This is a genomic window from Microbispora sitophila, from assembly GCF_014892245.1.
GTDB classification, from domain to species: Bacteria; Actinomycetota; Actinomycetes; order Streptosporangiales; family Streptosporangiaceae; genus Microbispora; species Microbispora siamensis.
In genome coordinates, this window is sequence record NZ_JADBGC010000015.1 from 90,112 (window position 1) to 113,711 (window position 23,600).

At 71.2% G+C, this 23,600-nt stretch carries 30 protein-coding genes and 1 pseudogene; 15 read left to right on the forward strand and 16 right to left on the reverse strand.

All coding sequences use genetic code 11. The features are described 5' to 3' along the window. Positions 1-4: 4 nt before the first annotated feature. The gene (locus IL992_RS26715; RefSeq protein WP_193206122.1) at positions 5-898 is read right to left on the reverse strand and encodes an MBL fold metallo-hydrolase; all 894 of its coding nucleotides are present in this window, start codon (positions 896-898) and stop codon (positions 5-7) included. 108 nt (positions 899-1,006) lie between these two features. Between IL992_RS26715 and IL992_RS26720 the strand changes: the two genes are divergently transcribed. Both IL992_RS26720 and IL992_RS26725 read left to right on the forward strand, forming a co-directional pair. Then, positions 1,007-1,432, forward strand: coding sequence for a MarR family winged helix-turn-helix transcriptional regulator (locus tag IL992_RS26720; protein WP_193206123.1), 426 nt, complete (start codon positions 1,007-1,009; stop codon positions 1,430-1,432). Between the two features lie 121 nt (positions 1,433-1,553). Then, positions 1,554-1,877: a DMT family transporter gene (locus IL992_RS26725; protein ID WP_193206124.1), complete on the forward strand. Its 324-nt coding sequence runs from the start codon at positions 1,554-1,556 to the stop codon at positions 1,875-1,877. Positions 1,878-1,937: 60 nt separating this feature from the next. Here the strand turns inward: IL992_RS26725 and IL992_RS26730 are convergent, their stop codons facing one another. Beyond that, positions 1,938-2,933, reverse strand: coding sequence for a helix-turn-helix domain-containing protein (locus IL992_RS26730; protein ID WP_193206125.1), 996 nt, complete (start codon positions 2,931-2,933; stop codon positions 1,938-1,940). A gap of 52 nt (positions 2,934-2,985) precedes the next feature. Between IL992_RS26730 and IL992_RS26735 the strand changes: the two genes are divergently transcribed. From IL992_RS26735 to IL992_RS26750, 4 genes are all read left to right on the forward strand, one after another. Then, positions 2,986-3,384 carry a cupin domain-containing protein gene (locus tag IL992_RS26735; RefSeq protein ID WP_193206126.1) on the forward strand — a complete coding sequence of 133 codons (399 nt, stop codon included), beginning with the start codon at positions 2,986-2,988 and terminating at the stop codon, positions 3,382-3,384. A 113-nt stretch (positions 3,385-3,497) separates the two neighbouring features. Beyond that, positions 3,498-4,166 (forward strand): TetR/AcrR family transcriptional regulator, encoded by a 669-nt coding sequence (locus tag IL992_RS26740; RefSeq protein ID WP_193206127.1) that lies wholly within the window; start codon positions 3,498-3,500, stop codon positions 4,164-4,166. Continuing rightward, positions 4,163-4,480 carry a DUF952 domain-containing protein gene (locus tag IL992_RS26745; RefSeq protein ID WP_193206128.1) on the forward strand — a complete coding sequence of 106 codons (318 nt, stop codon included), beginning with the start codon at positions 4,163-4,165 and terminating at the stop codon, positions 4,478-4,480. The genes IL992_RS26740 and IL992_RS26745 overlap by 4 nt, the downstream gene beginning before the upstream one ends. A gap of 66 nt (positions 4,481-4,546) precedes the next feature. Further along, positions 4,547-4,945, forward strand: coding sequence for a VOC family protein (locus tag IL992_RS26750; RefSeq protein WP_193206129.1), 399 nt, complete (start codon positions 4,547-4,549; stop codon positions 4,943-4,945). Between the two features lie 6 nt (positions 4,946-4,951). Here the strand turns inward: IL992_RS26750 and IL992_RS26755 are convergent, their stop codons facing one another. Together IL992_RS26755 and IL992_RS26760 are read right to left on the reverse strand one after the other, a co-directional pair. Further along, positions 4,952-5,659, reverse strand: a complete 708-nt coding sequence (locus tag IL992_RS26755; RefSeq protein WP_193206130.1) for a helix-turn-helix transcriptional regulator — start codon at positions 5,657-5,659, stop codon at positions 4,952-4,954. A 161-nt stretch (positions 5,660-5,820) separates the two neighbouring features. Next, positions 5,821-6,717 (reverse strand): RNA polymerase sigma-70 factor, encoded by an 897-nt coding sequence (locus tag IL992_RS26760; protein ID WP_404804792.1) that lies wholly within the window; start codon positions 6,715-6,717, stop codon positions 5,821-5,823. Positions 6,718-7,129: 412 nt separating this feature from the next. Here IL992_RS26760 and IL992_RS26765 point away from each other — a divergent pair, with 412 nt between their 5' ends. Both IL992_RS26765 and IL992_RS26770 read left to right on the forward strand, forming a co-directional pair. Further along, positions 7,130-7,561, forward strand: coding sequence for a carboxymuconolactone decarboxylase family protein (locus tag IL992_RS26765; protein WP_226873833.1), 432 nt, complete (start codon positions 7,130-7,132; stop codon positions 7,559-7,561). Between the two features lie 14 nt (positions 7,562-7,575). Further along, entirely contained in the window at positions 7,576-8,334 is a 759-nt protein-coding gene (locus IL992_RS26770; protein WP_193206132.1) for an SDR family oxidoreductase, read from the forward strand. A 253-nt stretch (positions 8,335-8,587) separates the two neighbouring features. Here the strand turns inward: IL992_RS26770 and IL992_RS26775 are convergent, their stop codons facing one another. Continuing rightward, on the reverse strand, positions 8,588-9,586 hold the full coding sequence (locus IL992_RS26775) for an NAD-dependent epimerase/dehydratase family protein (protein ID WP_193206133.1): 999 nt from the start codon (positions 9,584-9,586) through the stop codon (positions 8,588-8,590). A gap of 84 nt (positions 9,587-9,670) precedes the next feature. Between IL992_RS26775 and IL992_RS26780 the strand changes: the two genes are divergently transcribed. The 3 genes from IL992_RS26780 (at position 9,671) to IL992_RS26790 (ending at position 11,588) form a co-directional block, all read left to right on the forward strand. Further along, positions 9,671-10,150 carry a MarR family winged helix-turn-helix transcriptional regulator gene (locus tag IL992_RS26780; RefSeq protein WP_193206134.1) on the forward strand — a complete coding sequence of 160 codons (480 nt, stop codon included), beginning with the start codon at positions 9,671-9,673 and terminating at the stop codon, positions 10,148-10,150. A 228-nt stretch (positions 10,151-10,378) separates the two neighbouring features. Next, positions 10,379-10,849: a hypothetical protein gene (locus IL992_RS26785; protein WP_193206135.1), complete on the forward strand. Its 471-nt coding sequence runs from the start codon at positions 10,379-10,381 to the stop codon at positions 10,847-10,849. 154 nt (positions 10,850-11,003) lie between these two features. Beyond that, entirely contained in the window at positions 11,004-11,588 is a 585-nt protein-coding gene (locus IL992_RS26790; RefSeq protein ID WP_193206136.1) for a dihydrofolate reductase family protein, read from the forward strand. Positions 11,589-11,756: 168 nt separating this feature from the next. Here the strand turns inward: IL992_RS26790 and IL992_RS26795 are convergent, their stop codons facing one another. The 6 genes and pseudogenes from IL992_RS26795 to IL992_RS26820 all read right to left on the reverse strand — a co-directional run bounded on the left by IL992_RS26795 (position 11,757) and on the right by IL992_RS26820 (position 16,055). Further along, the gene (locus IL992_RS26795) at positions 11,757-12,764 is read right to left on the reverse strand and encodes an RNA polymerase subunit sigma-70 (protein ID WP_193206137.1); all 1,008 of its coding nucleotides are present in this window, start codon (positions 12,762-12,764) and stop codon (positions 11,757-11,759) included. Positions 12,765-13,108: 344 nt separating this feature from the next. Next, positions 13,109-13,511, reverse strand: a pseudogene (locus IL992_RS26800) (Tn3 family transposase); the annotation flags it as partial. A gap of 29 nt (positions 13,512-13,540) precedes the next feature. Then, positions 13,541-14,137 carry a DUF4158 domain-containing protein gene (locus IL992_RS26805; RefSeq protein WP_193206139.1) on the reverse strand — a complete coding sequence of 199 codons (597 nt, stop codon included), beginning with the start codon at positions 14,135-14,137 and terminating at the stop codon, positions 13,541-13,543. Next, entirely contained in the window at positions 14,138-14,407 is a 270-nt protein-coding gene (locus IL992_RS26810) for a DUF4158 domain-containing protein (RefSeq protein ID WP_193206140.1), read from the reverse strand. A gap of 209 nt (positions 14,408-14,616) precedes the next feature. Beyond that, positions 14,617-15,714, reverse strand: coding sequence for an SRPBCC domain-containing protein (locus IL992_RS26815; protein WP_193206141.1), 1,098 nt, complete (start codon positions 15,712-15,714; stop codon positions 14,617-14,619). Continuing rightward, the gene (locus IL992_RS26820; RefSeq protein WP_193206142.1) at positions 15,711-16,055 is read right to left on the reverse strand and encodes an ArsR/SmtB family transcription factor; all 345 of its coding nucleotides are present in this window, start codon (positions 16,053-16,055) and stop codon (positions 15,711-15,713) included. Before IL992_RS26820 ends, IL992_RS26815 begins: the two co-directional genes overlap by 4 nt. Before the next feature lie 75 nt (positions 16,056-16,130). Here IL992_RS26820 and IL992_RS26825 point away from each other — a divergent pair, with 75 nt between their 5' ends. After that, on the forward strand, positions 16,131-16,964 hold the full coding sequence (locus IL992_RS26825) for an HAD family hydrolase (RefSeq protein ID WP_193206143.1): 834 nt from the start codon (positions 16,131-16,133) through the stop codon (positions 16,962-16,964). Here the strand turns inward: IL992_RS26825 and IL992_RS26830 are convergent. The 3 genes from IL992_RS26830 to IL992_RS26840 all read right to left on the reverse strand — a co-directional run bounded on the left by IL992_RS26830 (position 16,948) and on the right by IL992_RS26840 (position 19,545). Continuing rightward, a complete protein-coding gene (locus IL992_RS26830) occupies positions 16,948-17,610 on the reverse strand; it encodes a response regulator (protein ID WP_193206144.1) in 663 nt (220 codons plus the stop codon). The genes IL992_RS26825 and IL992_RS26830 overlap by 17 nt on opposite strands. Then, complete coding sequence (locus IL992_RS26835) at positions 17,607-18,782, reverse strand: sensor histidine kinase (RefSeq protein WP_193206145.1); 1,176 nt, start codon at positions 18,780-18,782, stop codon at positions 17,607-17,609. Before IL992_RS26835 ends, IL992_RS26830 begins: the two co-directional genes overlap by 4 nt. 268 nt (positions 18,783-19,050) lie before the next feature. Continuing rightward, complete coding sequence (locus IL992_RS26840) at positions 19,051-19,545, reverse strand: GNAT family N-acetyltransferase (protein ID WP_193206146.1); 495 nt, start codon at positions 19,543-19,545, stop codon at positions 19,051-19,053. Between the two features lie 112 nt (positions 19,546-19,657). On the opposite strand from IL992_RS26840, the gene IL992_RS46535 reads away from it, so the two are divergent. Together IL992_RS46535 and IL992_RS46540 are read left to right on the forward strand one after the other, a co-directional pair. After that, positions 19,658-19,819 (forward strand): VOC family protein, encoded by a 162-nt coding sequence (locus IL992_RS46535; protein WP_226873834.1) that lies wholly within the window; start codon positions 19,658-19,660, stop codon positions 19,817-19,819. Continuing rightward, a complete protein-coding gene (locus tag IL992_RS46540; protein WP_404804793.1) occupies positions 19,765-19,977 on the forward strand; it encodes a VOC family protein in 213 nt (70 codons plus the stop codon). Before IL992_RS46535 ends, IL992_RS46540 begins: the two co-directional genes overlap by 55 nt. Before the next feature lie 53 nt (positions 19,978-20,030). On the opposite strand, the gene IL992_RS26850 is transcribed toward IL992_RS46540, so the two are convergent. Beyond that, positions 20,031-21,674 (reverse strand): ABC-F family ATP-binding cassette domain-containing protein, encoded by a 1,644-nt coding sequence (locus IL992_RS26850; protein WP_319018844.1) that lies wholly within the window; start codon positions 21,672-21,674, stop codon positions 20,031-20,033. Between the two features lie 104 nt (positions 21,675-21,778). Here IL992_RS26850 and IL992_RS26855 point away from each other — a divergent pair, with 104 nt between their 5' ends. Further along, complete coding sequence (locus IL992_RS26855; protein WP_193206148.1) at positions 21,779-22,507, forward strand: TetR/AcrR family transcriptional regulator; 729 nt, start codon at positions 21,779-21,781, stop codon at positions 22,505-22,507. A gap of 53 nt (positions 22,508-22,560) precedes the next feature. Here IL992_RS26855 and IL992_RS26860 read toward each other — a convergent pair whose 3' ends face one another. Continuing rightward, positions 22,561-23,598, reverse strand: coding sequence for a helix-turn-helix transcriptional regulator (locus IL992_RS26860; RefSeq protein ID WP_193206149.1), 1,038 nt, complete (start codon positions 23,596-23,598; stop codon positions 22,561-22,563). Positions 23,599-23,600 lie beyond the last annotated feature (2 nt).

Genomic DNA, 23,600 nt, shown 5'->3' on the forward strand with positions numbered 1-23,600 from the left:
CGGGTCAGGCGACGGGGATCCAGGTGAACCTGCCGTCGGAGCGGCGCTCGGCGCGCCCGAAGACCACGTCGGCGAAGTGACCGCCGTAGCCGACGGTGTCCGGGCGGCTCAGCTCTTCGACCAGGCGGCGGCGGTGCTCGGCGGACTCGCCGGGGTCGTGGTCGATGCCGCAGGACCATTCGGGGTGGGTCACCTGGACGGGGGAGTGGAGTGCGTCGCCGAACGCGATGAGCCGCCGGCCGCCGCCGGTGATGGTGTAGGTGGTGTGGCCGACGGTATGCCCCGCCGCGAACGAGGCCCGGACGCCGGGGAAGATCTCCTCGCCGTCCGCGGCCGGGTGAACGCGGGCGGCGAAAACGGCCAGGCGTTCCTCGGTCGCCCCGCCCGCGGCGGCGAGGTCGCGCCGCTCCCACTCGGGCGCCGCGACGAAGTGGGTGGCGTGCGCGAAGGGCGGTGTGCCGGTGCCGGGCGCGGCGCTCCAGGCCCAGCCCAGGTGGTCGGTGTGCAGGTGGGTGATGGCGACGGCGTCGATCTGGCGCGGCTCCCGGCCCAGCCGCCGCAGGCTGTCCAGCAGCCGCCCGCCGTACAGGTCGCCCAGGAAGGGGTTGGCCGGGTCGTCGGGGTGGGACTCGGGGCCGAATCCGGTGTCGATGAGCAGCGCGCGCTCGCCTCGCTCGACCAGCAGCGCGCCGATGCCCGCGACCAGGAAGCCGCCGTCGTCGAGGTGGTCGCGGTGGGCCGCCCAGTCGGCGGCGGTGGCGGCGGGCAGCCAGCCGCGCGGCTTGAGCCGGACCAGCCCGTCGGGGACGTAGCTGATCGTCAGCTCGCCCAGGCGGAGCGTACGGGTGCGCGGCGCGCTGCTCAGCCGTGCCCGGTCGAAAACGGTGGTCGTGGTCATGGACCCTGCCTTGCGCTCGGTGGATCGCCGCCGGGCGGCGACGCGAAGCAAAAGCTACAACTAGAACGATTCTAATTGCAATCATTCGAACTGCAGTAGACTCCTGCCGTGACCACCGAGCGCGAGACCCGGGCCCAGACCGATCGAGAGCTGTGCGGGCTGATCAACGGTCTCGCCAAGCAGATCGAGGCCCACCTGCGGGTCCGCGCGGCCACCCTCGGCCTGACCGCCTCGCAGGGCGCCGCGTTGCGCGAGCTGACCCGTCCCATGACCCTGCGCGAGCTCGCCGAGCGGATGAGCTGCGAGCCCTCCAACGCCACCTTCGTCGCCGACCGGCTCGAAGAGCAGGGCTATCTCGAACGTCACCCGCACCCCGGCAACCGCCGCGCCAAGCAGCTCGTCCTCACCCCCGAGGGCGCCGAGCTCCGTGAACGCCTCCTCGGCCTGCTCTCCGAGGACTCCCCGCTGGCCCCTCTGGCCTCCGAAGAGCAGGACGTCCTTCGGCGCCTGCTCGCCCGTGCCGTCATCCGCTGAACCCGCGTCGCCGGCATGATCGATTACAAGCCTGGAGCGCCTGGTCGGCCCGCGCATGGCTTTGCGGAGCCTTGCCGCGTAAAATTGGGACAAGCGTTCAGTTTTCATCGAAGAGGTTCCCATGGCCTGGCTCCTGCTCGTCGCCGCGATCGCCTCGGAGGTCCTGGCCACCTCCGCGCTCAAACTCAGCGACGGCCTGACCCGCTGGGGCTGGACCATCGTGGTCGCCGCCGGGTACATCGCCTCGTTCATCCTGCTGGCCTGGGCGCTGAAGCTCCGCATGCCCGTCGGCATCGCGTACGCGGTGTGGGCGGGCACCGGGACCGCCGCGATCGCGCTGATCGGCGCGCTGTTCCTCGGCGAGCACATGAACCTCGTCAAGGCCGCCGGCATCGCCCTGATCATCACCGGGGTCGCCGTGCTCAACCTCTCCGGCGCGCACTGATCGATCGGCCCGGCGCCGCCCGCCGGCACCCGCGCGATCGGCACGGTCGGCGAGCCGGCCTCAGGGGGCTGTGCCCGGGCCGAATCGATGCCGGTACTCCATCGGAGTGAGCCCGATCTTGCGACGCATCAGCGCACGCAGATTGGCGGCGGTGCCCAGCCCGCTGTGCCGCGCGACCTTCTCGAAGCGCGACTCGCCCCGCTCGATCAACCGGCAGGCCAAGGCAAGCCGTTCCCCTGTGAGCCACGCCAGCGGCGTGGTGCCCAGCTGCGCACGGAAGCGGCGATGCAGTGTCGCCGGACTGACCGAGGCGCGCGCCGCGAGGTCGGACACCGTGAGCGGCGCGTCCAGCCGCTCCTGCGCCCAGGCGAGGACGGGCGCCAACGACTCATCCGGCACATCGGGCACAGGCCGCTCCACGAACTGCCGCTGCCCGCCGTCGCGGTGCGCCGCGAAGACGAGCCGCCGGCTCACGGAGTTGGCGACCTCCGTGCCGTGGTCGCGGCGGACGATGTACAGGCCGAGATCGAGCGCGGCGGCGCTCCCCGCGGATGTGAGGATGTCACCGTCGTCCACGAACAACACGTCCGTCTCCAGGCGGACGGAAGGGAAGCGGGCCCGGAAGGAATCGGCCCACTGCCAGTGCGCGGTGGCCCGGCGCCCGTCGAGAACCCCGGCCTCGGCCAGAGTGAACGCACCGCTGCAGAAGCCGACCAGGCGGGCACCGCGCGCATGCGCCCGCCGGACCGCGTCGAGCACGGCGGGGCGGCGGGGCACCTCGACGTCGGGACGGTTGGGGACGATCAACGTGTCCGCCGATTCGGCCGCCTCCAGGCCGGCGACACCCGCGAGCGTGAAGAACCCGTCCCGCATCGGCGTGCGCGGTTCAGGGGCGCACAGGCGGAAGTCGTAGAGATCACGCCCGAGCTCGGGCCGGCGCAGGCCGAAGATCTCGGTCGCGCAGCCCAGCTCGAAGGGGTTGGAGTTCGCGTCGACGATCACGACGACCCGGTGTGGGCCCGCCGTACGAGCCGTATGCGAGGATCCTTGCGCCATGTGCTATTCCTAGCACTCACGCCGATCGTGCCCGGCGGGCCAGGATTCACTCGTGAGCAACGAACCCATCGCCCTCGGCGAGGCCCTGGCCTCCTTCGACGCCCTGTGGAGCCCGCGCATCGTCACCCGGGTCAACGACTACGACGTACGCGTCGCCAAGGTCGAGGGCGAGCACATCTGGCACGTCCACAACGACACCGACGAGTTCTTCCTGGTGCTCGACGGGGAGCTGCACATCTCCTTGCGTGAGCCCGGCGGGGAGCGCACGGTCCGGCTCCCTCGGGGCGCGGTGTTCACCGTCCCCCGCGGGACGGAGCACAAGCCGTCCGCTCCCACCGGAGCCTCGATCCTCATGTTCGAGCCCACCGGGACATCGACGGTCGGCGACCGCCACGCCGAGGTTCCCGACCACATCGACGCGACGACCGGGCACGCGCTCGGCTCACAGTGAGGCGCCACCTGGGCCGGCCACAGCAGGGCATGATTTGTCAGACGACTCAGGAGTGATCCGGACGGCTCCGCGGCCGACGGCGGAGCCCCGACGATCCAGGGGAGGATCACGGCGTGCCCGATCAGGACCGGCCCGCACCCGTCCCGGCGGCGGCCCCCGCACGCGGGGTCGCCGTGCGGGCCGCCTCACCCCAGCCGCGGCGCCCGCAGGAGCGCGCCGTACGCCGCAGGGAGGCGCTGCTGGACGCGGCCGTCGACCTGCTCGGCGACGGCGGCTTCGCCGCCGTGACGCACCGCGCCGTCGCCCGCCGGGCAGGTCTGCCCCTCGCCGCCACCTCCTACTACTTCACCAGCCGCGACCAGTTGCTGGCCGAGGCGTTCGCCCTGCTCGTCGAGCGCGAACTCGCCCGCATGCGGGCGACGGTGGACCACCTCACGGGCCGTACGCCGCCGGCGGTCGCCGAGACGCTCACCGGTGTGTACGCCTCCGACCGGCTGCGCCAGCTCGGCCTGTGGGAGCTGTACCTGCAGGCGGGCCGCGACCCGGCGCTGCAGGCCATCGCCCGTGCCTGGACCGACGGCTGCGACGGCATCGTCGCCGCGGTGCTGGACGGCGCGGGCTACCCCTGCGGGCCCGGGGAGGTTCGCTTCGTCGCCGGTCTGCTGTCGGGACTGTGGGTGGAAGAGGTCGTCGAGGCCCGCCCCGACGGCAGGCAGCGGGCCCGGGAGGCGGTGGCCCGCGCGCTGACCGCGCTCGGACCGCCCGCTAGGGTCGGCCCATGATCTTCCATCTCGCGCTGGCCGCCGACTGGGACGCGGCCGTCACTGCGGGCGAGTACCGCGTCTCGACCCTCGGCCGGACCCTGGAGGAGGAGGGCTACATCCACGCCTCGGCGGACCTGGCCCAGGCGCGCGGCGTGGCGGACCGCTACTACGGACACGTCACCGAGCCCCTGGTGCTGCTGGAGATCGACGTGGACCGGCTCGGCTGCCCGGTGAGGCTGGAGGTGCCCGAGGGGGCGGACGAGGCGTTCCCCCACATCTACGGGCCGATCCCGGTGACCGCCGTGACGGCCGTCACGCGCTTCTCCCTGTAAGTGTCGGGCGCTGAGTGTCCGATACGTTCAAGACGGCGGACCCGCCCGCCTCCTACCGTTGCCGTCATGGCTCCTGCGTTCGATCTCATCGGCCTGGTCGTGACCGACATGGCCGCTTCCCTGTCCTTCTACCGCCGGCTCGGGCTGGACATCCCGCCCTCCGCCGACACCGAGCCCCACGTGGAGGTGACTCTTCCCGGCGGGCTGCGCCTGGCCTGGGACACCGTCGCGACCGTCCGTTCGTTCGACCCTTCCTGGTCACCCGCGTACGGCGGGCCGCGCATGGGGCTCGCCTTCCGCTGCGACAGCCCGGAGGAGGTCGACCGTCTGTATGAGGACCTGGTCAAGGCCGGATACGAGGGACACCTGCCGCCGTGGGACGCGTTCTGGGGGCAGCGCTACGCGACGGTGCACGACCCGGACGGCAACGGCGTCGACCTGTTCGCCGCCCTGCCCACCGGCTGACGGGGGTCAGGCGGTCAGCGCGCCGAGGGTCACGCCGGTCAGCGACCTCACCTCACGAGACAGGTGGGCCTGGTCGGCGTACCCGGCCACGGCGGCCACCGTGGCGAACGGCATACCCCCGCGGGCCAGGTCCACCGCCCGGTTCATCCGCAGGATGCGGCCGAGCGTCCGCGGCCCGTACCCGAACGCCTCCAGGCAGCGCCGGTGCAGCCGCCGCTCGCCGATCCCCGCGTCGGCGGCGATCCGCGCCACCGGCAGGCCCGCGCGCACGCCGTCCACGACGGCGCCGACGAGAGCGGCGTCCACAGGTCGGGGCGCAGCGCCCAGCCGGCGCGCCGCCTCCTCTTCCAGCACCGCACCCAGACAAGGGCCCGAATCGGCGGCCTCGCCCGCCCGCTCCGTCAGCCGCCGCGCCTCGGCGCCCGGCCACAGGTCGGCCAGCGGCACCCGCCGGTCGCGCAGTTCGTGCGCCGGAACCCCGAAGACCACCGGGCCGGTGCCCGGGCCGAAGCGCAGCCCCACGTAGCGGGCGCCGGGACGGTCGGCCACCACATGCGCGGCGGTGTCCGGCCCCGCCACCAGCAGCGCGCCGTCCGCCCAGATCACGTCCATGCACCCGTCCGGCAGCACGCGCCGCTCGGCGGCTCCCGAGCCGGGGGAGGTGCTCCACCACAGCACCGCGTCCGGCACACGCGACGCCCTCTCCCCGTACATGCCCGGCATTATCCCGCGCGTGGCGACAGCGGGGGTTGCGGGGCGTGACGAGATCCGAAGATTTCCAAGACGTCGCCTCACCGGGCCTATCGACCCCACGCCATAACGGCTGACCTGGGACCTGTCGTGCTTCTACTGCGGCGGCAACGCCAGGATCGGGCTCAGCGGGTCACGACGGTCTCCCGCTCCACACGCGACAGCTTCTCGGGATTGCGCACGTGGTAGGCACCGGTGACGTAGCCGTTCTCCACGCGCACCGCCACCACTCCGTCGATCTCCCCGTCGACTCGCACGAGCAGCCCAGGGCCGCCATTGATCTGAACCAGCTCGACCGACCTTTCCGCGTCGCGTTTCCACCAGCCGACGGCCAGCAAGCGAGCCACGTTGTCGATCCCCACAACGGGCCGCAGCAGGGCATGCCTGACTCCGCCGCCGTCGCTCAGAGCGACGACATCCGGCGCGAGGACGTCGAGCAGGCTCTGCAGGTCGCCGGTTTCGACCGCTCGCTGGAAGGCCTGAAGTGCGGCTCGGGTCTCGGCCGGGGAGGCGATGCCGCGCGGCCGGCGCGCGGCGACGTATGCCCGCGCCCGGTAGGCGATCTGGCGGACCGCGGCCTGGCTTTTGCCGACGGCTTCGGCGATCTCGTCGTAGTCCAGGTCGAACACCTCGCGCAGCACGAACACCGCCCGCTCGGTCGGCTGAAGCGTCTCCAGCACCAGGAGCATCGCCATCGAGACGCTGTCGGCCAGCTCGACGTCCTCGGCCACGTCGGGTGTGGTCAGCAGCGGCTCGGGCAGCCACGGCCCGACGTAGGACTCCCTGCGCCGACCGAGCGTACGCAGCCGGTCCAGCGCCTGCCGGGTGACGATCCGCACCAGATAGGCACGCTCCTCCCGCACGGTGTCGAGGTCGACGTCCACCCAGCGCAGCCAGGTCTCCTGCAGGACGTCCTCGGCGTCCGCGGCCGAACCGAGCATCTCGTAGGCCACGGTGAACAGCAGGTTGCGGTGGGCGACGAACGCCTCGGTGGCAGAGTCCACGGAGTCCACGGAGTCCACGGAGTCCACGGAGTCCACGGAGTCCACGGAGTCCACGGGGTCGACGCGGTTGGCACGATCGAGCGGCTCGGCTGGGTCCGCACCTCGTTCGCTGCGCTCGCTCACGCCCGGCTCCTGCCTGTTCGCTCTTGGCACCGCCACACGCACAAGACGCCGGCCCCCACCGCTTTGTAACACCCACGGTAGGTGGCCTATGTCACATGGCCGCTCTGTTACAGGGCTCGTGGCGCCGGCGTCTCGTGTTCGTCAGGACGCCGCGCGAACGATCCATACGGCACTGCGGCACGCGCCGTCACGAGTTGAGATTGAGAAGGGAAGACCTCGCCATGCCCACACCCGCGACGACCGACGCGACGACCAAGCGGGAGGACCTGCGGTCGCGTATGCCCACCCCCTTCGGTTCGTCCCCGAGATGGCGGTAGTCGGCGAAGGCCTGCACAAGGTCATCAAGAACGGCTCGATTCCACAGGTCACCATCCACCTGCTGCAGCTGCGCGCCGGGCAGATGCTCGGCAGCACGTACTTCACGATCAGGGAAACCGGCAACCTCCGCAGGATCGGTGAATCAGAAGAGCGCATCACCGCCGTGGCCACCTGGCACGACACCACCTACTTCACCGACGCCGAACGGGTCGCGCTGGAGCTCGTGGAGGCGGTCCTCACCCCGAACCCGTCCGGCGAGCGTGTCCCCGATGAGCTGTACGCCAAGGCGTCGGCGCACTACGACGACAAGGCGCTCTGGACGCTCATCATGGCGATCGCCCACATCGACTTCTTCACTCCCGCCGCTCTCATCGCCAAGCCGATCCCCGGCATGCCTCCCGGCCAGAACTACAGCGAGTAGGAAAGGCATACAGCATGAGGATCACCACGTTCGCGGTGGCAGGAGCGACCGGTCGGCTGGGCCGCCACGTCGTCGACGTCCTGGCTGAGAGGGGACACCAGGTCGTGCCGATGTCCCGAGCCACCGGCGTGGACATCATCACCGGTGAGGGTCTCGCCGAGGCCCTGACCGAGGTGGATGTCATCATCGACGTCGCCTCCTGGCACGCCTCGGACCAGGAGGCGGCGACGGAGTTCTTCCGCACGTCGGCCCGCAATCTGCACGAGTACGGTCAGAAGGCGGGTGTCGCCCAGATCGCCGTGGCGTCCATCATCGGCGTCGACAAGGCCACCGCCGGTTTCCTCGCCGCCAAGAAGGTGCACGAGGAACTCCTCCTGTCCGGCCCGATCCCCGTCCGCATTCTGCGGGCGGCGCAGTTCCACGAGTTCGTCGGTCAGCTCCTGGACTGGCAGCAGGGCGACGTCGCCTACATCCCGGCCCTGCCCGCCCAGCTCGTAGCCTGCCGCGCGGTGGCCGAGGAACTGGTCGACCTGGCCCTCGACCCGGGCGAGCCCACTCCAGGAACGCCGATCCCCGAGATCGCCGGACCCCGGAAGGAGACCTTGGCGGAGGCGGCCGCACTCCTCGGCGCCCGCCGAGGCATCAAGGTCGTAGGCGTTGACGGCTCGGGCATGCCCGATGCCGAGATCGCCGCCGAGGGCGGGTTCCTGCCCAGCCCGCACGCCAAGCTCGCAGGACCCACCTTCCAGGAGTGGCTCGGCACCCAACCCTGAGCAGGCCGTACGGCACGGCTTTGCCCTTGTTCTCGACGCTCCAGAGCCTCGAGAACAAGGGACTTCCCCCTCGACGCCCCCTGCACCGACTCTGAGGTGGTGGCCCCTGCGGTCGAACTGGCTGACAACTTTCCCCACCACGGTGCTCCGGTTGTCCTGGTCCGGCTCACGACCGGCGCGGACGGATCAGATGCCGCGCCAGGACGCACCGAGATCCCGCATCCGCCCGGCTCCCTGCCCGCCGGCTGGGACGTCATCGCCGATTGCCCGCCCGCAGCCAGCCGACGTAGTCGGTCACGGCCCGGTCGAGGTCGTACTCGGGGGCGTAGCCGGTGTCCTCCCGCAGCCGGGAGATGTCGAGACAGGCGTCCACGGCGGGCGCTCCCGGGGAGCGCCCAGGAAGCAGCACGGGCCCCGCCTCCGGCACGGCCCTGCCGATGGCGGCGGCGACCTCCTGGTTGGCGACGGCCCGTCCGCCGCCGACGTTGTAGGTGCGGTGGCGCAGCGTCGCGGTGGTCTGCAGGAGCGCGAGGGCCCGCCCGCAGTCGCGCGCGTAGCACATGTCGATCGCGTCCCCCGCATAGGAGGGCGCCGCCTCGCCTGGTGTGCCGCCCTCGCCGGGGGCGGCGGGGGAGACGCTCGCGCCGCCGGCCGCCGCGTGGCGCGCGGCGGCGTGGACGAGCCGGGGAGCGGCGAAGAACGGCGAGGACGGCCTGCCCAGCGGGCCCCAGATCGCCCCGATCCGGGCGGTGACCACGTCCAGCCCGGATGACGCGGCGACGTCGGCGACGACTTCGGCGATCTTCTTGCCGGCCGGGATCGGATGCGGGCTCGCGATCGGCAACGGCCCGTCCTCGCGGAGGGAGGGGCCCGCGACCCCCGCGTACACGCCGATCGTGCTCGCGACGACGACGCGGCCGACGCCCCACTCCCGCGCGGCGCGCAGCACGGTGAACAGCCCGGCCGTGTTCGCCGACAGTTCGTCCAGCGGCGCCGAGGCGCCCATCCCCGCCGCGGCCAGGTGCACGATGCCGGTGACGCGGTGACGCCTGCCGGCCGCCAGGACGGTGCCGAGGTCGGTGCAGTCCATCGGCTCCACCACGGCCCGCCCGTCCCGCACCTCCCGCTCACTCACAAGGGGCGGCGGCGGTCCCGCCGCCCGCTGGCCGAGCACGCAGCGTTCGCCGAGGTCGAGCAGGGCCCGCACGGTGTGCGCGCCGATGAAGCCGCGGCCGCCCGTCACGAGGATCATCAGGATCCCTCCTAATCGATAGCAAGCTAATGATCAGCATAACGGCGAGGTCATTAGCAGGCAAACGAATCGTAGGATGGCCAGGTGACCGAAGTGCTGAGACTGCTCACACGGGCGCAGAAGCTGTTACGGGCGGCGGCGGACGAGGCCATGAGCCGCCACGGCGTGCGCGTGGGGCAGAACCTCGTGCTGGAGGTCCTGTGGGAGACCGACGGGCTGACGCCGGGGGAGCTGGCGGCCCGCCTGCAGGTCACCACGCCGACCGTCGTCAACACCGCCACCCGAATGGAGGCGGCCGGACTGCTCGTACGGCGCCGTGATCCGGCGGACGGCAGGCTCGTCCGGCTGCACCTGACCCCGAAGGCCCGCGCCGCCGAACAACCGATCGCCGAGGCCAGGCGCCTGCTGGCGGAACACGCCACCGCCACCCTCACCGACGAGGAGCGGCGCCACCTGCACAGCGCACTGGAAAAGATCATCGAACGGATGACCGCCTCCACACCACCTCCCGGCCCCGGTGAGGACGAGGATCCGCCGCGCGCCGGTGACGCTCTTGACGAGTGAGCGGCTGAGGCGTGCGGGTGATTCGTGGAGGCCGGAACGAGACAGCCCTGTCCGGCCGCCACCGCAAGAAGGCCGACGAACAGGTCACAGGGGTCCTTGGCCCGTGAGGAACCTCCGCGAGAAATCCGGCGTTAAGCGACTACCGCGTGAGGGGCGACCTGGCACGATGATCTCGTCCGGCCGGGGGGACTCCGGAAACTATCTGCGGTAGCGCGGGAGGCGGGTCGGATGGCCACGGTGCGGACGCTTCCGGTGCCGGCGGCGAGCGTGCGGCTGGCGGACGCGGTGGCCACGTTCCTGGACACGATCGCGGTGGCGAACACCCGCCGCGGCTACGAGGTCCCGCTGGACAGAATGGTGCGTGACTTCGGCGCGGACACCAACGTGGCGCAGCTGGACCCGGACCGGGTGGCCGGCTGGTTCACCTTCGCAGGGGGCGGCTGCTCGGCGAAGACGTTCAACACCCGGCTGACCGCACTGGGCTCGGCGTGCGGCCACTGGCGCCAGCAGGAGTGGCTGGCCGGGGATCCGTTGGTGCGGCTGCGGCCCCGGCCGGTGCCGCCGGACAACAGCAAGGCGCTGACCCGCCCGCAGGTGGCCACGGTGCTCGAACTGGACGTGCCGCTGCGGGAGCGGGTGCTGTGGACGCTGCTGTACGAGTCCACCGCCCGCACCGAGGAGGTACTGCTGCGAGGGTGAAATCGAGATCCGGTCGGTGGTGCTCGAGCCCGCCGAGTACGCCGTGCTGAGTCCGGAACGCGAGGACTACCTGCGGACGCAGATCGCGCACCGATTAGGTTTCCGCGCCGCGCCCGTCTGTATGTGTGAGATCGACTCACGGGAGGCTGGCACGATGCGGAAACTGATCTTCGGCATGAACGTGACCCTGGACGGCTACATCGCCGCGATCGGTGACGACATCGGCTGGAGTGGAGGGGAGGGACCGGACTCATCGCCGAGCGCCGAGCTGTTCCAGTGGTGGTACGACCAGATGCGGGCGAGCGAGCTGTCGCTGTACGGGCGCAAGCTGTGGGAGGCGATGAGCTCCTACTGGCCGGCCGGCGACCAGCAGCCCAACGCTACCCCGGCGGAGATCGAGTTCGCGCGCCTCTGGCGGGACATGCCGAAGGTGGTGTTCTCGTCGACGATCGACAAGGTCGACTGGAACTCCCGCCTGGTCACGGGCGACGCGGTCGCCGAGATCGCCCGGCTCAGGGCCGAGGACGGCGGCCCGATGGACATCGGCGGCGCGACGCTCGCCGGGGCGGCCATGCGGGCCGGGCTGATCGACGAGTACGCGCTGGTCACCGTGCCGGTCCTGGTGGGCGGCGGCACGCCGTTCTTCACCGCGCTGGACAGCTGGGTGAACCTGAACCTGGTCGAGACGCGGACATTTCCCGGCGGCGTGGTGCTGACCCGATACGAGACGAGGCGATGAGCACGGGCCACATGCTCGGCTCGTAAGGCCAGGTCGAAATCCTTCCTGGCGTGCTTACCGTGACCCTCGGCGAGCGTTCGAGTGAGCTGTGGACCGCCTCGCTGAAGATGAGGACGACGGTGACGCCGGCCCGTGCGCTGGACTCGTCGACGATGGGGACTTGTCTGATCACAGCGTCGCGGGCAGGCTCAGCCATGGTTTGTCGGTGGCGTCGAATCCGGTGAGCTCGGCGATCTTCCCGTCGACGATGTGCAGGACCGCGATGGTGAACAAACGGTATTCCGGGTCGTCGGGGGTGCGGAGGTACAGCGCGGCGGCAGGCATGCGGTTGACCGTGGTGGCGGTGCAGCGCCAGTCGTCGTGGCCGCGCTGGAAGAGCCCGCCGGAGACCCAGCCGTCCACTGCGTCCTTGGCCGTGACGATCAAGGTGCCCGGCTCGGGCAGCATCGCGAAGCGCAGGTCGTCGCGCAGCAGGGCCATCAGCCCGTTGAGGTCGTTGCGCTCATGGGCGTCCATATACGACTTCACCACGCCGCGCTCGTCATCCGACAGCTCGTGCGGGGCAGGGCTCCGCCAGTCGAGGCGGCGGTCGGGCAGCTGCTCGCGCATCGTCACGCGCGCCCGCTGCAGTGCGCTGGTCACCGATGCGACGGTCAGCTCGAGGGCGTTGGCGGCCTTCGACGCCGGCCAGCCGAGGACGTCGCGCAAGATGAACACCGCCCGCTGCCGCGGCGGAAGGTGCTGGACGGCGACGATGAACGCCAGCTCGATCGTCTCCCGCGCCACCACCGATTCCTGCGGGTCCTCCGGGAGCATCCGGTCCGGGTAGGGCTGCAGGTAGCGCAATTCCGAGCCCGCGCCCGGCAGCTCGGCAGGCACGGGTGTGCGGTCGTTGCGCTTGTCCAGGAAGTCGAGGCAGGCGTTCGTGGCGATCCGGTACAGCCAGGTCCGCAGCGCAGCGTGGCCCTTGAACGACTCCCGCTTGTTCCACACCCGCAGGAACGTCTCCTGCGTCATGTCCTGGGCGTCCTCGTAGTTCGCGAGCATCCGGTAGCAGTGCACCTGCAGCTCACGCCGGTAGCGCTCCGTGATGAGCGCGAACTGTGCCGCGTCATTCGAGCGGGCCGCCGCGATGAACGCGGCCTCGTCGTCGCCTAGCAGTCTGGCGTCGGTCATGGTCGTCAATCCTTCCACCGGTGGCGAGGGGCTACCGGAACTGACGACGTGGCGGAGGATTTCTGAGCGGTGAAGCCGCTGAAACCGGGCCGTTCGTCAGGCCGGATGGGTCGGGTCGATCCAGGGGACGTGCTCGGGTCGGGCACACCCTCGATGTCGAGGTGGGGTCCCCGTAGTACTGGGGAAAAGATCGGGCGGATATGGCTGGTCTGGCTGATCGCCCAGTGCAGCGGCCGATCCCGGCCGGCCAGCGGCAAGCCCTATGCGTCACCGTGACCCGGCGCATGTCCTCCCAGTGCTGGGTAATCCGGTCGAGGTCGATGCGGCCGCGGGCGGCGCGGTCTGTAGGACCCGGTATCGGTGATGATCGCCTCCGGCGCTACGCCGCCCTGCTGGCCTAGCACCACATCGACGGCGTGCAGTGAGTCGCGCGGGGGTACCGGACAGCACCTTCGCCGTGAGACCAGCGGCCTGGTCGTTGATCATGTTGGGCCAGGTGATGCCGCGTTTGCGGCCGAAGTACTTCGGGTTCGGCCAGGCGTAGAGGGTCCGGACCGGGACGACGAACCGCAGCCCGTCCACCGAGGCAACCAGCCCACCACCCCACGCCTGCGCCAGCTCGATTTCCGCCTGGGCCTCAACCAGGGGCACGTTCGCGGCGGCCATGGTCTCGAATCGCACGTAGTTCTGGTCGACGTGATGCAGCCGGTCACGGGTGAGGGCCGTGGCGTGGCCGGTGAGCATCGGCGCCGGTTGCTCGGGCAGGCCGAGCGCGTTCATCCCCGGCCCGCGGGCGGTATCCCATGCCGCGCCGGACAGCAGATGAGCGCGCGGGTCGCGCCAGCGGGAGGACGCGGCGGCGAAGATGTTGCGGTGCTTGATGTGCCGGCGGCCCGCGCCGACAACGCCACCACCGTGGCCACGAGCACCGCGAGCTTGTGCTCCAGCGGCAGCCGGCGCAGCAGCGTCGCCTTTCCGGACATGCCGTGCGTGGCCAGGGCGAGCAGCCTCCGCGGCGGCACCGCCGACACGTTCAACCGGGCCGCGCCCAACGCCTCGATGTCGCCGAGCCGGCGCGGCGCGGCCACCATGCCCTTCGACGACGAGCGGAACACGCCGCGCCGCGGCCGTTCCAGCTCGCTCACTCGGCGCCGCTTGTCCTTGCCCTCCGGCACATCCAGCAGCGCGAGCAGTGCCCCGGCCACCTCCGGTATCACCTGGTCGGCCAGCGTCCGCCACAACCGCCGCTCGGCGGCCTGCCGTCCCTCGGCGACCAACCGCTCCAGTGTGGTGATGCCGGGCAGCAGCGCGTGCCGGTCCCGCAGCCACACGATCGCACCCTCCAGGATCGCCTTCGGCCCGTCCCCGGTCACCTACGCCTGGTCGGCGATCCACGCGGACAGCTCGGACTCCACTGCGGCGAACGAGCTCAGCCCGTACTCCTGCTGAATTTCCCAGGCGTGTTCGAGCTTGGTCTTCTCCCGTTCGGTCAGCTCGACCGGCACGTCCAACGGATCGGCCAGGAACATGCCCAGGTGCCGAACCGTGACGATCTGGAGGCCGAAGCCCAGGCGCGGGTGATCACCACGTCGTTTGCCGATCAGCCGCCGATCCTCGTCATCGAGATGGAAGAACCGCTCCACGTTCCACCCGCGACAGCGACCCGAACCGGCCGTAGCCCTCCAGCCCCTGGCTGATCACGGCGACATGATCGCAGACCTGCCTGAATAGCCCACAACGAGGGCCCTTACCGCCGGATCTCGCGGACTTGTTCCTCACGGGCCCCCTTGGGCGGTGATGCGCGGACAGGTGGTGGCCTGCCCGCGCGGATCGCGACGGGTGAGACCGTCCCTCACTTGATCACACGGTAGGTCAGGTGCTCGGCGGCCGGGGTGGACACGGAGTCGAGCGGCTCCAGACGCAGCGACTCCGGCATCCCCTCGGGGAACAGCGACGTGCCGCCGCCGAGGATGATCGGGGCGAGGTGGATCTTGAGAATGTCCACCAGGCCGGCCCGCAGGAACTCGTGCGCGATCGTGCCGCCTCCCATGATCACGATGTCTTTGCCGCCGGCGGCAGCGCGCGCCTTGTCCACAGCACTGTCGAGGCCGTCGGTGACGAAGATGAACCGGTCGCTCAGCCGTACCTTCTCGGGCCGTGCATGGGTGACGACGAAGGCGGGCGGAGCGGCGGTCTGGTCCTGGTCGTGGCCGTAGCCCACCTCGTCGTTCCATCCGTGCGGCCCGTCGACGATGTCGAAGGTGCGCCGGCCCATGATGACGGCTCCGGTGTCGGCGAAGGACGCCCGGAGGATCTCCGCGTCGCGCGGCGTACGTTCGTCCGTCACCCAGGCGTGCAGCGGTTCGCCGCCCACCCCCAGGCCGCGTTCGAGGTCGACGTCCGGTCCGCTGACGTACCCGTCCAGCGACATCGAGATGTCGACGACGACCCGGCTCGCCTCCGGGCGGCCGGCGGCGGGGCTGTGAGCCAGCTCGTCGAGGCGGTCCATTGAGTCGAGGATGCCGCGTTCCATCCCGTAGGCGATCATGGCGTCACGTGCGTCGACGGTCGGGAACACGGAACGAGTCCGCAGCCGGGTACGTCCGCCGAGGTCCTCGAACGTCGTGTAATCGATGCTGACGACATCGGGCGTGCCCTCGTGCTCGAAGGTCTGGATGATCCGCTCGTCGGGGGTGACGGTGTGGAAGACGCCGTGGAAGCCGTGCTCGTTGCCCTCGGTGTCGCGGTGCACGTAGCGGTACGCCCCGCCCGAGCGCGCGTCGTATTCGATGAGGCGCATCTCGAGCTCGCGCGGGCCGAGCCAGCGGGTGACCAGCTCGGGGTCGGTGTACGCGCGGAAGAGCTGCGCGGGTGTCGCGTCGAAGTCGCGGATGACCTCGATGAACGGGTTGCCGGGCTGGGCCGTGATGGTGGTCGGGTTCTCGGTCATCGTTCCTGCTCCCTTATCTCGTCGAGTACGTCGTCGAGGCGCCGGAACTGTCCCTCGCGTATCAGACGGTAGGTGTCGATCCAGCTCGTCAGCTCCTCGAGCGCCGCCGGATTCAGGTGACATGGACGGCGCTGGCCGTCACGGCTTCGCGTGATCAGCCCGGCCGCCTCCAGCACCTGGATGTGCCGCGAGATGGCCTGCTTGGTGATCGAGAACGGCTCGGCGAGCTCGTTCACGGTCGCCTCACCTCGCGACAGCCGGGCGATCAGCGCACGCCGAACCGGGTCGCCCAATGCGGTGAACGCCCGGTCCAGGCGGTCCTCCGCGTCATCAAGCGGCATCTTTATCAACCAACCTCTTTATCAACTGATTCATTGACAATAGGGCGAGGGTGTCGCCGGGGGCAAGGGGCGGCAATGGCTACCCGCGGGCGTCAGGGGCAGGTGCAACGAGATGATCCTCCTGTGGCGGAGGTGGTTTTCTTCGATCCGGACGGCACCCCGGTCGATCACCGAGGCGCAGTCTTGGAAGCGATCGGCCAGATCGTCCAGGCCGCGCCGAAGGCGACGGCTCCACCGGACGAGCTGGTGACGTTGTGGTGGACGCTGAAGGGGCGGCACATGCAGGAATACCTTGCTGGCCAGTGCTCCTTCGCTGAGCACCACCGGCGCAGGCTCCGTTCCTTCCTGCCAATGCTCGGCGAGCCGGTTCCTGAAAGTCCCGGCCTTCTGGACGCCTGGTTCGCCGAGCGCTACCTCACAGCGTTCGAGGAGTCCTGGCGGAGCTATCCCGATGTCCAGCCTTGCATGGAGACCCTGAAACGGCTTCCCCGAGGACCGCGTCTGGCCGTTCTCACCAACGGGGACCCCGAGCAGCAGCGCGCCAAACTCGCCCGCTTCGGCCTCCTCGAATACTTCGACGCCGTCCTGACCCCGACCGAGCTCGGTGCGGCCAAGCCCGACCCCGTCGCCTTCGCCACCGCCTGCCGGTGGATGCGGACGGACCCCGCGCAGGCGGTCAACGTGGGCGACATGCTGAAAAGCGACGTGAACGCAGCCCCCCTCGCCGGGCTCACCGGCATCCGGCTGGACCGCGGCATCGACTTCGTCACCGGCGGGCCATCGCCAACGGCAGACGAGACGGTGCTCCGCATCGAACGGCTAACCGACCTCCCCGACCAGCTATCACGGACGAACGCCCGACCGGCTCTCACGCCCGTCGTAACGCCGTCGATCAGCGCGGCGGCGTGACGAGCCCCAGCTCATAGGCGGTGATCACGAGCTGGACCCGGTCGCGGGCGCCCAGTTTGGTGAGCAGCCGTGACACGTGCGACTTGGCGGTGGCCACCGTGATGAAGAGGTCCTCCGCGATCTCGGTGTTCGACCGGCCGCGTCCGACCAGGGTCAGCACTTCGCGTTCCCGCTCGGTGATGCCCTCGATCGGCCGCGGGGAGCGCTCCGGGGCAGCTCCGGGGCGCCGGACGAAGTCCGCGATCAGCCGGCGCGTCACACTCGGCGCGATCAGTGCGTCTCCGGCGGCGACCACGCGGATCGCCGCGAGGATGTCGTCCAGCGCCATGTCCTTGACCACGAAGCCGCTCGCGCCGGCCCGGAGCGCGCCGTACACGTGGTCGTCCTCATCGAAGGTGGTCAGGACGAGGACGCGGGTCGTCGCCGGGCCGGCCGTGATCCGGCGGGTGGCCTCGATCCCGTCCATGCCGGGCATCCTGATGTCCATCACCACGACGTCGGGGCCGAGGTCGCCGACGAGCCGAACCGCTTCCGAGCCTGTGGCGGCCTCACCGACGACCTCCATGTCGGGGTGGTCGGCGATGAGCACGCGCAGCCCGGACCGCACCAGCGGCTGGTCGTCGGCGAGCAGGATCCGGACGGTCATCGGGCCTCCACCGCGACTGTGGCGGGTTCGGGCAGCGGCAGCCGGGCTGCCACCCGGAAGCCGCCCTCGGGGCGCAGCCCGGCGCTGAGGTGGCCGTCGAGCAGGCCGGCCCGCTCCCGCATGCCGACGATGCCGAAGCCGTGCGCCGATCCGTTTCCGGTGGTGCCGCGCCCGTCGTCGACGACCTCCACAAACAGCTCCTCATCCCCGAAGTCGATGGCCACCCGGCAGTGGCCGATGCCCGCGTGGCGGACCACGTTGGTCAGCGCCTCCTGCACGATGCGGTAGGCGGCCAGATCGACATCGGCCGGCAACGAACGCTGCTCCCCACTGCGGCGCACGTCGACGCGCACCCCCGCGTCCGCGGTCGCCGCCGCCAGTTGTTCGACGTCCGCCAGGCCCGGCGAGGGTGCGAGCGGTGACCGCTCCGAGCCGATCGCGCCCCCGTCGGCCTGACGGAGCGCCACGAGCGTGCGCCGTAGGCTCGACAGGGTCTGCCTGCTGGTGGCCTCGATGGTGCGCAGCGCCTCGCCGGCCTCCGCCGGCTGCGTCTGGATGACCCGGCTCCCCACACCGGCCTGGATGGCGATGATGCCGATGCTGTGCGCGACCATGTCGTGCAGTTCCCGTGCGATCCGCAGCCGTTCCGCGGTCACGGCCTCGGCCACCTCCTGCGAACGCAGCGCCGCCGCGTGCTCGCGGCGCTCGCGAATCAGCAGACCGGCCATGCATGACGCGGCCATCGCCAGGAGGGCGATCACCCCGTTGACGGTCAGGTCGTTCCCCTGCGAAAAGCCGCCGATCACCAGGAGTTGCACAGTGAAGGACACGGCTACGGCGACGATCGAAGCCCGGCGTGCGCACGTGGCGACGACGAAGCCCAGGACGAGGTCCACCGCCAGATACGACAGGAACCGGCCCTGATACGCCGCTGCCAGGCTCTCGGCGACGGGGCTCGCAGCGCCCACCACCACGGCGGTGGATCCGAACAATGCCATTGCCAGAGCCGACAGCGGAGTCCGCCGCACCACACCGACGAGCAGGCCCACGGCAAGCAGGGAACCGGCACCCTGGACCGTGCCCGGCGCCCCCGCCGTGCCCCCCACCAGCAGGCCCACCATGAGGAGGTAGGAGGCGCTCCCCGCCCAGGCCGCGGCCTTCGTTCTCGTCATCGGCGGCGTGCCCTCGCGCGAACAAGGACGCGGCACGCGACGCGCGCAGGCCACGGGATGGTCGTCACGGAGTCCATGCCGCGAGATTAACCGGCCACCGCCCACGCGGCATCGGCCCGGGGACGTACGCCCGCAGGCGAACCCCGGCTGCGCGATGGCCGCCCACGGCTCCGGGGCTCGGTCACCTCGACCGGTTCCCGGCCCGGACGGGGGTCCTGTCGGCGGCATCGCCAGCTCACCCGTGCGCGAGCCACCGGGGGATCGGCCGTCACCGTTCGCCGACGCCCTTGGCCATGACGTACTTGCGCAGGCCCGGGTCGAAGGGATGGAGTTCGTACTCGCCCGTGTCGTGGAATCCGAGCCGCCGGTAGACGCGTTCGGCGGATTCGTTGCCGGAGACGACCCACAGCTCCACCCGGGAACGTTCCGTCTCCCGCGCCCAGGCCACCACCTCCAGTGCCAGACGCTCGGCGATCCGCCCGCCTCTGACCTCGGGACGCACCCACATGCCGAAAAGTTCCACGGCCCCGGCCCGGTCCGCCGGGACACGCCCCGCGGCCACACCCACCGGCATGTCCGCGTCGAACGCGGCCACCTTGACACCGTCCTCGGTCCATGCGCGCCACCGCGCCTCGTCGTAGGCCCGTTCCTCATCCAGGTCTCCGTGGAAGACGCCGGGCGCGTCGGCGAGTGCCGCCAGTCGCAGCCGGCGCCAGGTAGGCCAGTCCTCGCCGCCGAGACGGCGTATGACAACCGGGTTCATGCGGGCGATCCCTGCCTCTTCCTCGAAAGATCCTCCTTCTGCCATGGTCGGGATCCGTACCGGCCTGGACAACGGGTCCAGCCACGATCAATCGGTACGCCGAGAGGGAAGAATGAGCATTCGCCTGGGTGGCGTGGTCATCGACGCCAACGACCTCGACGGGCTCGCCGGGTTCTGGAGCCGGCTGCTGGAGCGGGACATCACTCGCCGAGAGGACGACTGGATCAGTCTCGGCCCCGGCCTGGCCCTGCAATCCCCGAACCCAAGACAGTGAAGAACCGCATCCACCTGGATCTGGTCACCGATGACTTCGCCGGCGCCGTCGCCCGCGCCGCCGCGCTCGGAGCCACCCCGGTAGGGGAGATGCACGAGAACCTCTGGCAGGTCTGGCGGGATCCCGAAGGCAACGAGTTCTGCGTCTGCGTCTCCTGAGCGCATCACGCCCGTGCCCCGCCCCCGGCTCCCGCGCCCGGGACGCCGCGCGGTCAGTGGCCACGCCTGACCCGGGCCTCGTCCCACACCGGCTCGGCGCTCTCGTACACGGTCCCGTCGGCGCCGAAGACGAGGAAGCGGTCGAAGTCGGCGGCGAACCAGCGGTCGTGCGTGACGGCCAGGACCGTGCCGGAGAAGGACGCCAGCCCCTGCTGCAGGGCCTCCGCACTGGCCAGGTCGAGATTGTCGGTCGGTTCGTCGAGCAGCAGCAGGGTCGCACCGGACAGCTCCAGCAGCAGGATCTGCAACCGCGCCTGCTGCCCGCCGGACAGGGTTTCGAACCGCTGCCCGGCGGCCGGCGCGAGCTCGTAGCGGGCCAGCGCGGCCATCGCGTCGTTCAGCGTGAGCGCATATCCGGACGTCACCAGTTCGGCGGGAGTGCGTCCGTGCAGCTCGGGCCGGGCATGGGTCTGTACGAAGTGGCCGGGCACCACCCGCGCGCCCAGCCGTACGGAACCGCTGTAGCGGACCGGGGTGGCCGTGCCTTTGGGGACCGCGCTGCCGGCGGCCTCGGCCAGCAGCCGCAGGAAGTGCGACTTGCCCGAGCCGTTAGATCCGAGGACGCCCACGCGCTCGCCGTACCAGATCTCCACGTCGAACGGCCGCATCAGCCCGGTGAGCTCCAGGCCCTCGCAGACCACGGCGCGTTTGCCGGTCCGGCCGCCGCGCAACCGTATCCGCACGTTCTGCCGCCTCGGCGGGCGCTCGGGCGGGCCCGCCTCCTCGAACCGCTCCAGCCGGGTGCGGGCGGCCCGGTAGGCGGACGACAGCGCGTCGTTGTTGGCCGCCGTCTGCCGGAGGGTTTGCACCAGGCGCCTGAGCTTGGCGTGCTCCTCGTCCCAGCGGCGGCGCCGCTCCTCCAGCCGGTCGATGCGGTCACGGCGGCCCTGGGCGTAGGTGGCGAAACCCCCGCCGTGCACCCACACGCCGCGCGACTCCACCGTGACGATGCGGTCCGCGGCCTCGGCCAGCAACCGCCGGTCGTGGGAGACCAGCAGCACCGTCTTCGAGGTGGCACGCAGCCACCCTTCCAGCCATTGCTTGGCGGGCACGTCCAGGTAGTTGTCCGGCTCGTCCAGCAGCAGCACCTGGTCCGGGCCGCGCAGCAGCGCCTCCAGCACGACCCGCTTCTGCTCCCCGCCCGACAGGGTGCTCACCGGCCGCCGCCGTACCGCGTCGTAGGGCAGGCCCAGCGCCGCCGTCGCGCAGGTGTCCCACACCACCTCCATGTCGTAGCCGCCGGCGTCGGCGTAGTCGCCGATCGCCTGCGCGTAGGCCAGCTGCGCCGCCTCGTCGTCACACGCCGCCAGCGCCGACTCCGCCCGCAGCAGGGCCGCCGCGGCGGCCCTGACCCGCTCCGGAGCCACGGACAGCAGCAGGTCGTGCAGGGTCCTGTCGTCGCGGACACCACCGATGAACTGCCGCATCACCCCCAGCCCGCCCGAGTGGCGCACCCGGCCGTCGTCCGGGCGCAGGTCTCCGGCGATCAGCCGTAGCAGGGTCGTCTTGCCCGCGCCGTTCGGCCCCACCAGCCCGGCCTTGACGCCGTCGCCGACGCGGAACGACACCTCGTGCAGGAGCAGCCGCCCGTCCGGCAGCACGTAGGTGAGCCGGTCCACCTCCACATGTCCCGCCACCGTCGTTCCTCCCCGCCTCCGGACCGACGTTCCAGTGACTAGATCAATGGTCCAGTGCTCGATCACCATACTAGACTCGCCTCCGGACGAGGAGGAGGACAGAAGTGGCGGGGAAAGGCTCGGGATCGGCCGGGGACGTGTGGCTGCGGCCGCCCGCGCGGGCGGCGCGCGAGGCGCCCCCGCTCAGCCGGGACCGGATCGTGGCGGAGGCCGTCGCGCTCCTGGACGAGGAGGGCGCCGACCGGCTGACCATGCGCCGGCTCGCCGAGCGCCTCGGCACCGGTTCGACCACCTTGTACTGGCACCTGAAGACCAAGGACGACGTCCTCGACCTCGCCCTCGACGCGATCTTCGCGGCGGTCGAGATCCCCGGGGACGACGGCCGCGACTGGCGCGCCGCCGTCACCGCACTCATCACCGGGTGGCGCACCGTCCTCCTGGACCACCCCTGGTCGGCGGCGCTGCTGGGCCGCCCGATGCTCGGCCCCAACGTGCTCGCCCGCAGCGAGTTCCTGTACGCCACCCTCGTGAAGGCCGGGGTCGCCGAACCCCACCTGACCGCCGCGGCGTACGGGCTGTCCAACTACGTCATCGGGTCCGCGCTGATGCAGGAGACCTGGACGGCCGGGGGAGAGCAGGCCACAGGACAGGCCGCCCGTGAGCGGTTCCGTGCCGAGAGCGACCGGTATCCCGTCCTCGCCGCCCATGGTCCCCTGGTCGCGGACGGCGACTGGGACACCAGCTTCACTCTCGGCCTCCAGTGGCTCCTGGACGGCATCCAGGCGAGCGCGGCCACCGCCGGCGAGGCGTCCACGGAGTCCCGGCGCGAGTAGCCGGAGCGATCATCCCCGGAACGAGGCCCGCGCCGACCCCGGTCGTACCGCCATCACCATGGCCGCGCCGAATCGCGGCGATCGGGGGGCGGGGCGGCGGGCGCGCCGCTCGCGGCCTTGGCGTAGCGGCGGGCCAGATGCGCGAAAGCCTCCCTGAGCTCGGCCGGGCCGACGACCTCGATGTCGGCGTCGAACCTGCCGACGGCGGCGGCCAGGCCGACCCATGACCACGAGCCCAGGACGAGCCGGCAGCGGTCCGGGTCGAGCTCCTCCACGACCCCGTCGCGCGTGTATCGGGACACGTCGGCGGCGGGCAGGCCGAGGATCACCTCACCGCGGCAGAGCCAGTCACCGGAGCCGTCGAAGCCCCGGAACCTGCCGGTCACGAAGGCGGCCACATCACCTCCGGGCAGCTCGCGGGGGGTGAAACGCGGCCCCGTAGGGGAGCGCGGGGTGATCCGATCGGCGCGGAAGGTGCGCCAATCCTCGCGGTCGAGGTCCCAGGCGACGAGATACCAGCGCCCGCCCCAGGTGACCAGATGATGAGGCTCCACCCGGCGCGGCGGCGTCAGCACGCCGCCGTCGTCCGACTCCGGCGGTGATGCGGCCGCGTAGTCGAAGCGCAGCACCTCACCGGCGTGGACGGCGGCGCTGAGCGCCATGAGCACGCGGCTGTCGACCTGTGCGTCCGGCCGCGTCGCGGGCCGCTCGACGGCGGTGACCTGGAAAGTGTCGATCCGGCGGCGCAGCCGTGCGGGCATGACCTGCCGGACGGTGTTCAGCGCACGCGCCGCGGCTTCCTCGATGCCGACACCGGTCGCGGTGGCTGTTTGGAGAGCCACGGCGAGGGCGACGGCCTGGTCGTCGTCGAACAGCAGCGGAGGCAGCTGCGAACCGGCATCGAGCCGATATCCGCCGTCGGGGCCTTTGAAGGTTGTGATCGGGTAACCGAGCTCGCGGAGACGGTCCACGTCACGGCGCACCGTGCGCGCACTGATCTGCAGCCGCGCGGCCAGGTCCTCGCCCGACCAGTTACGACGGGTCTGCAGCAGCGAGAGAAGCGCGAGCAGTCGCGCGGACGTCTTCGGCATGA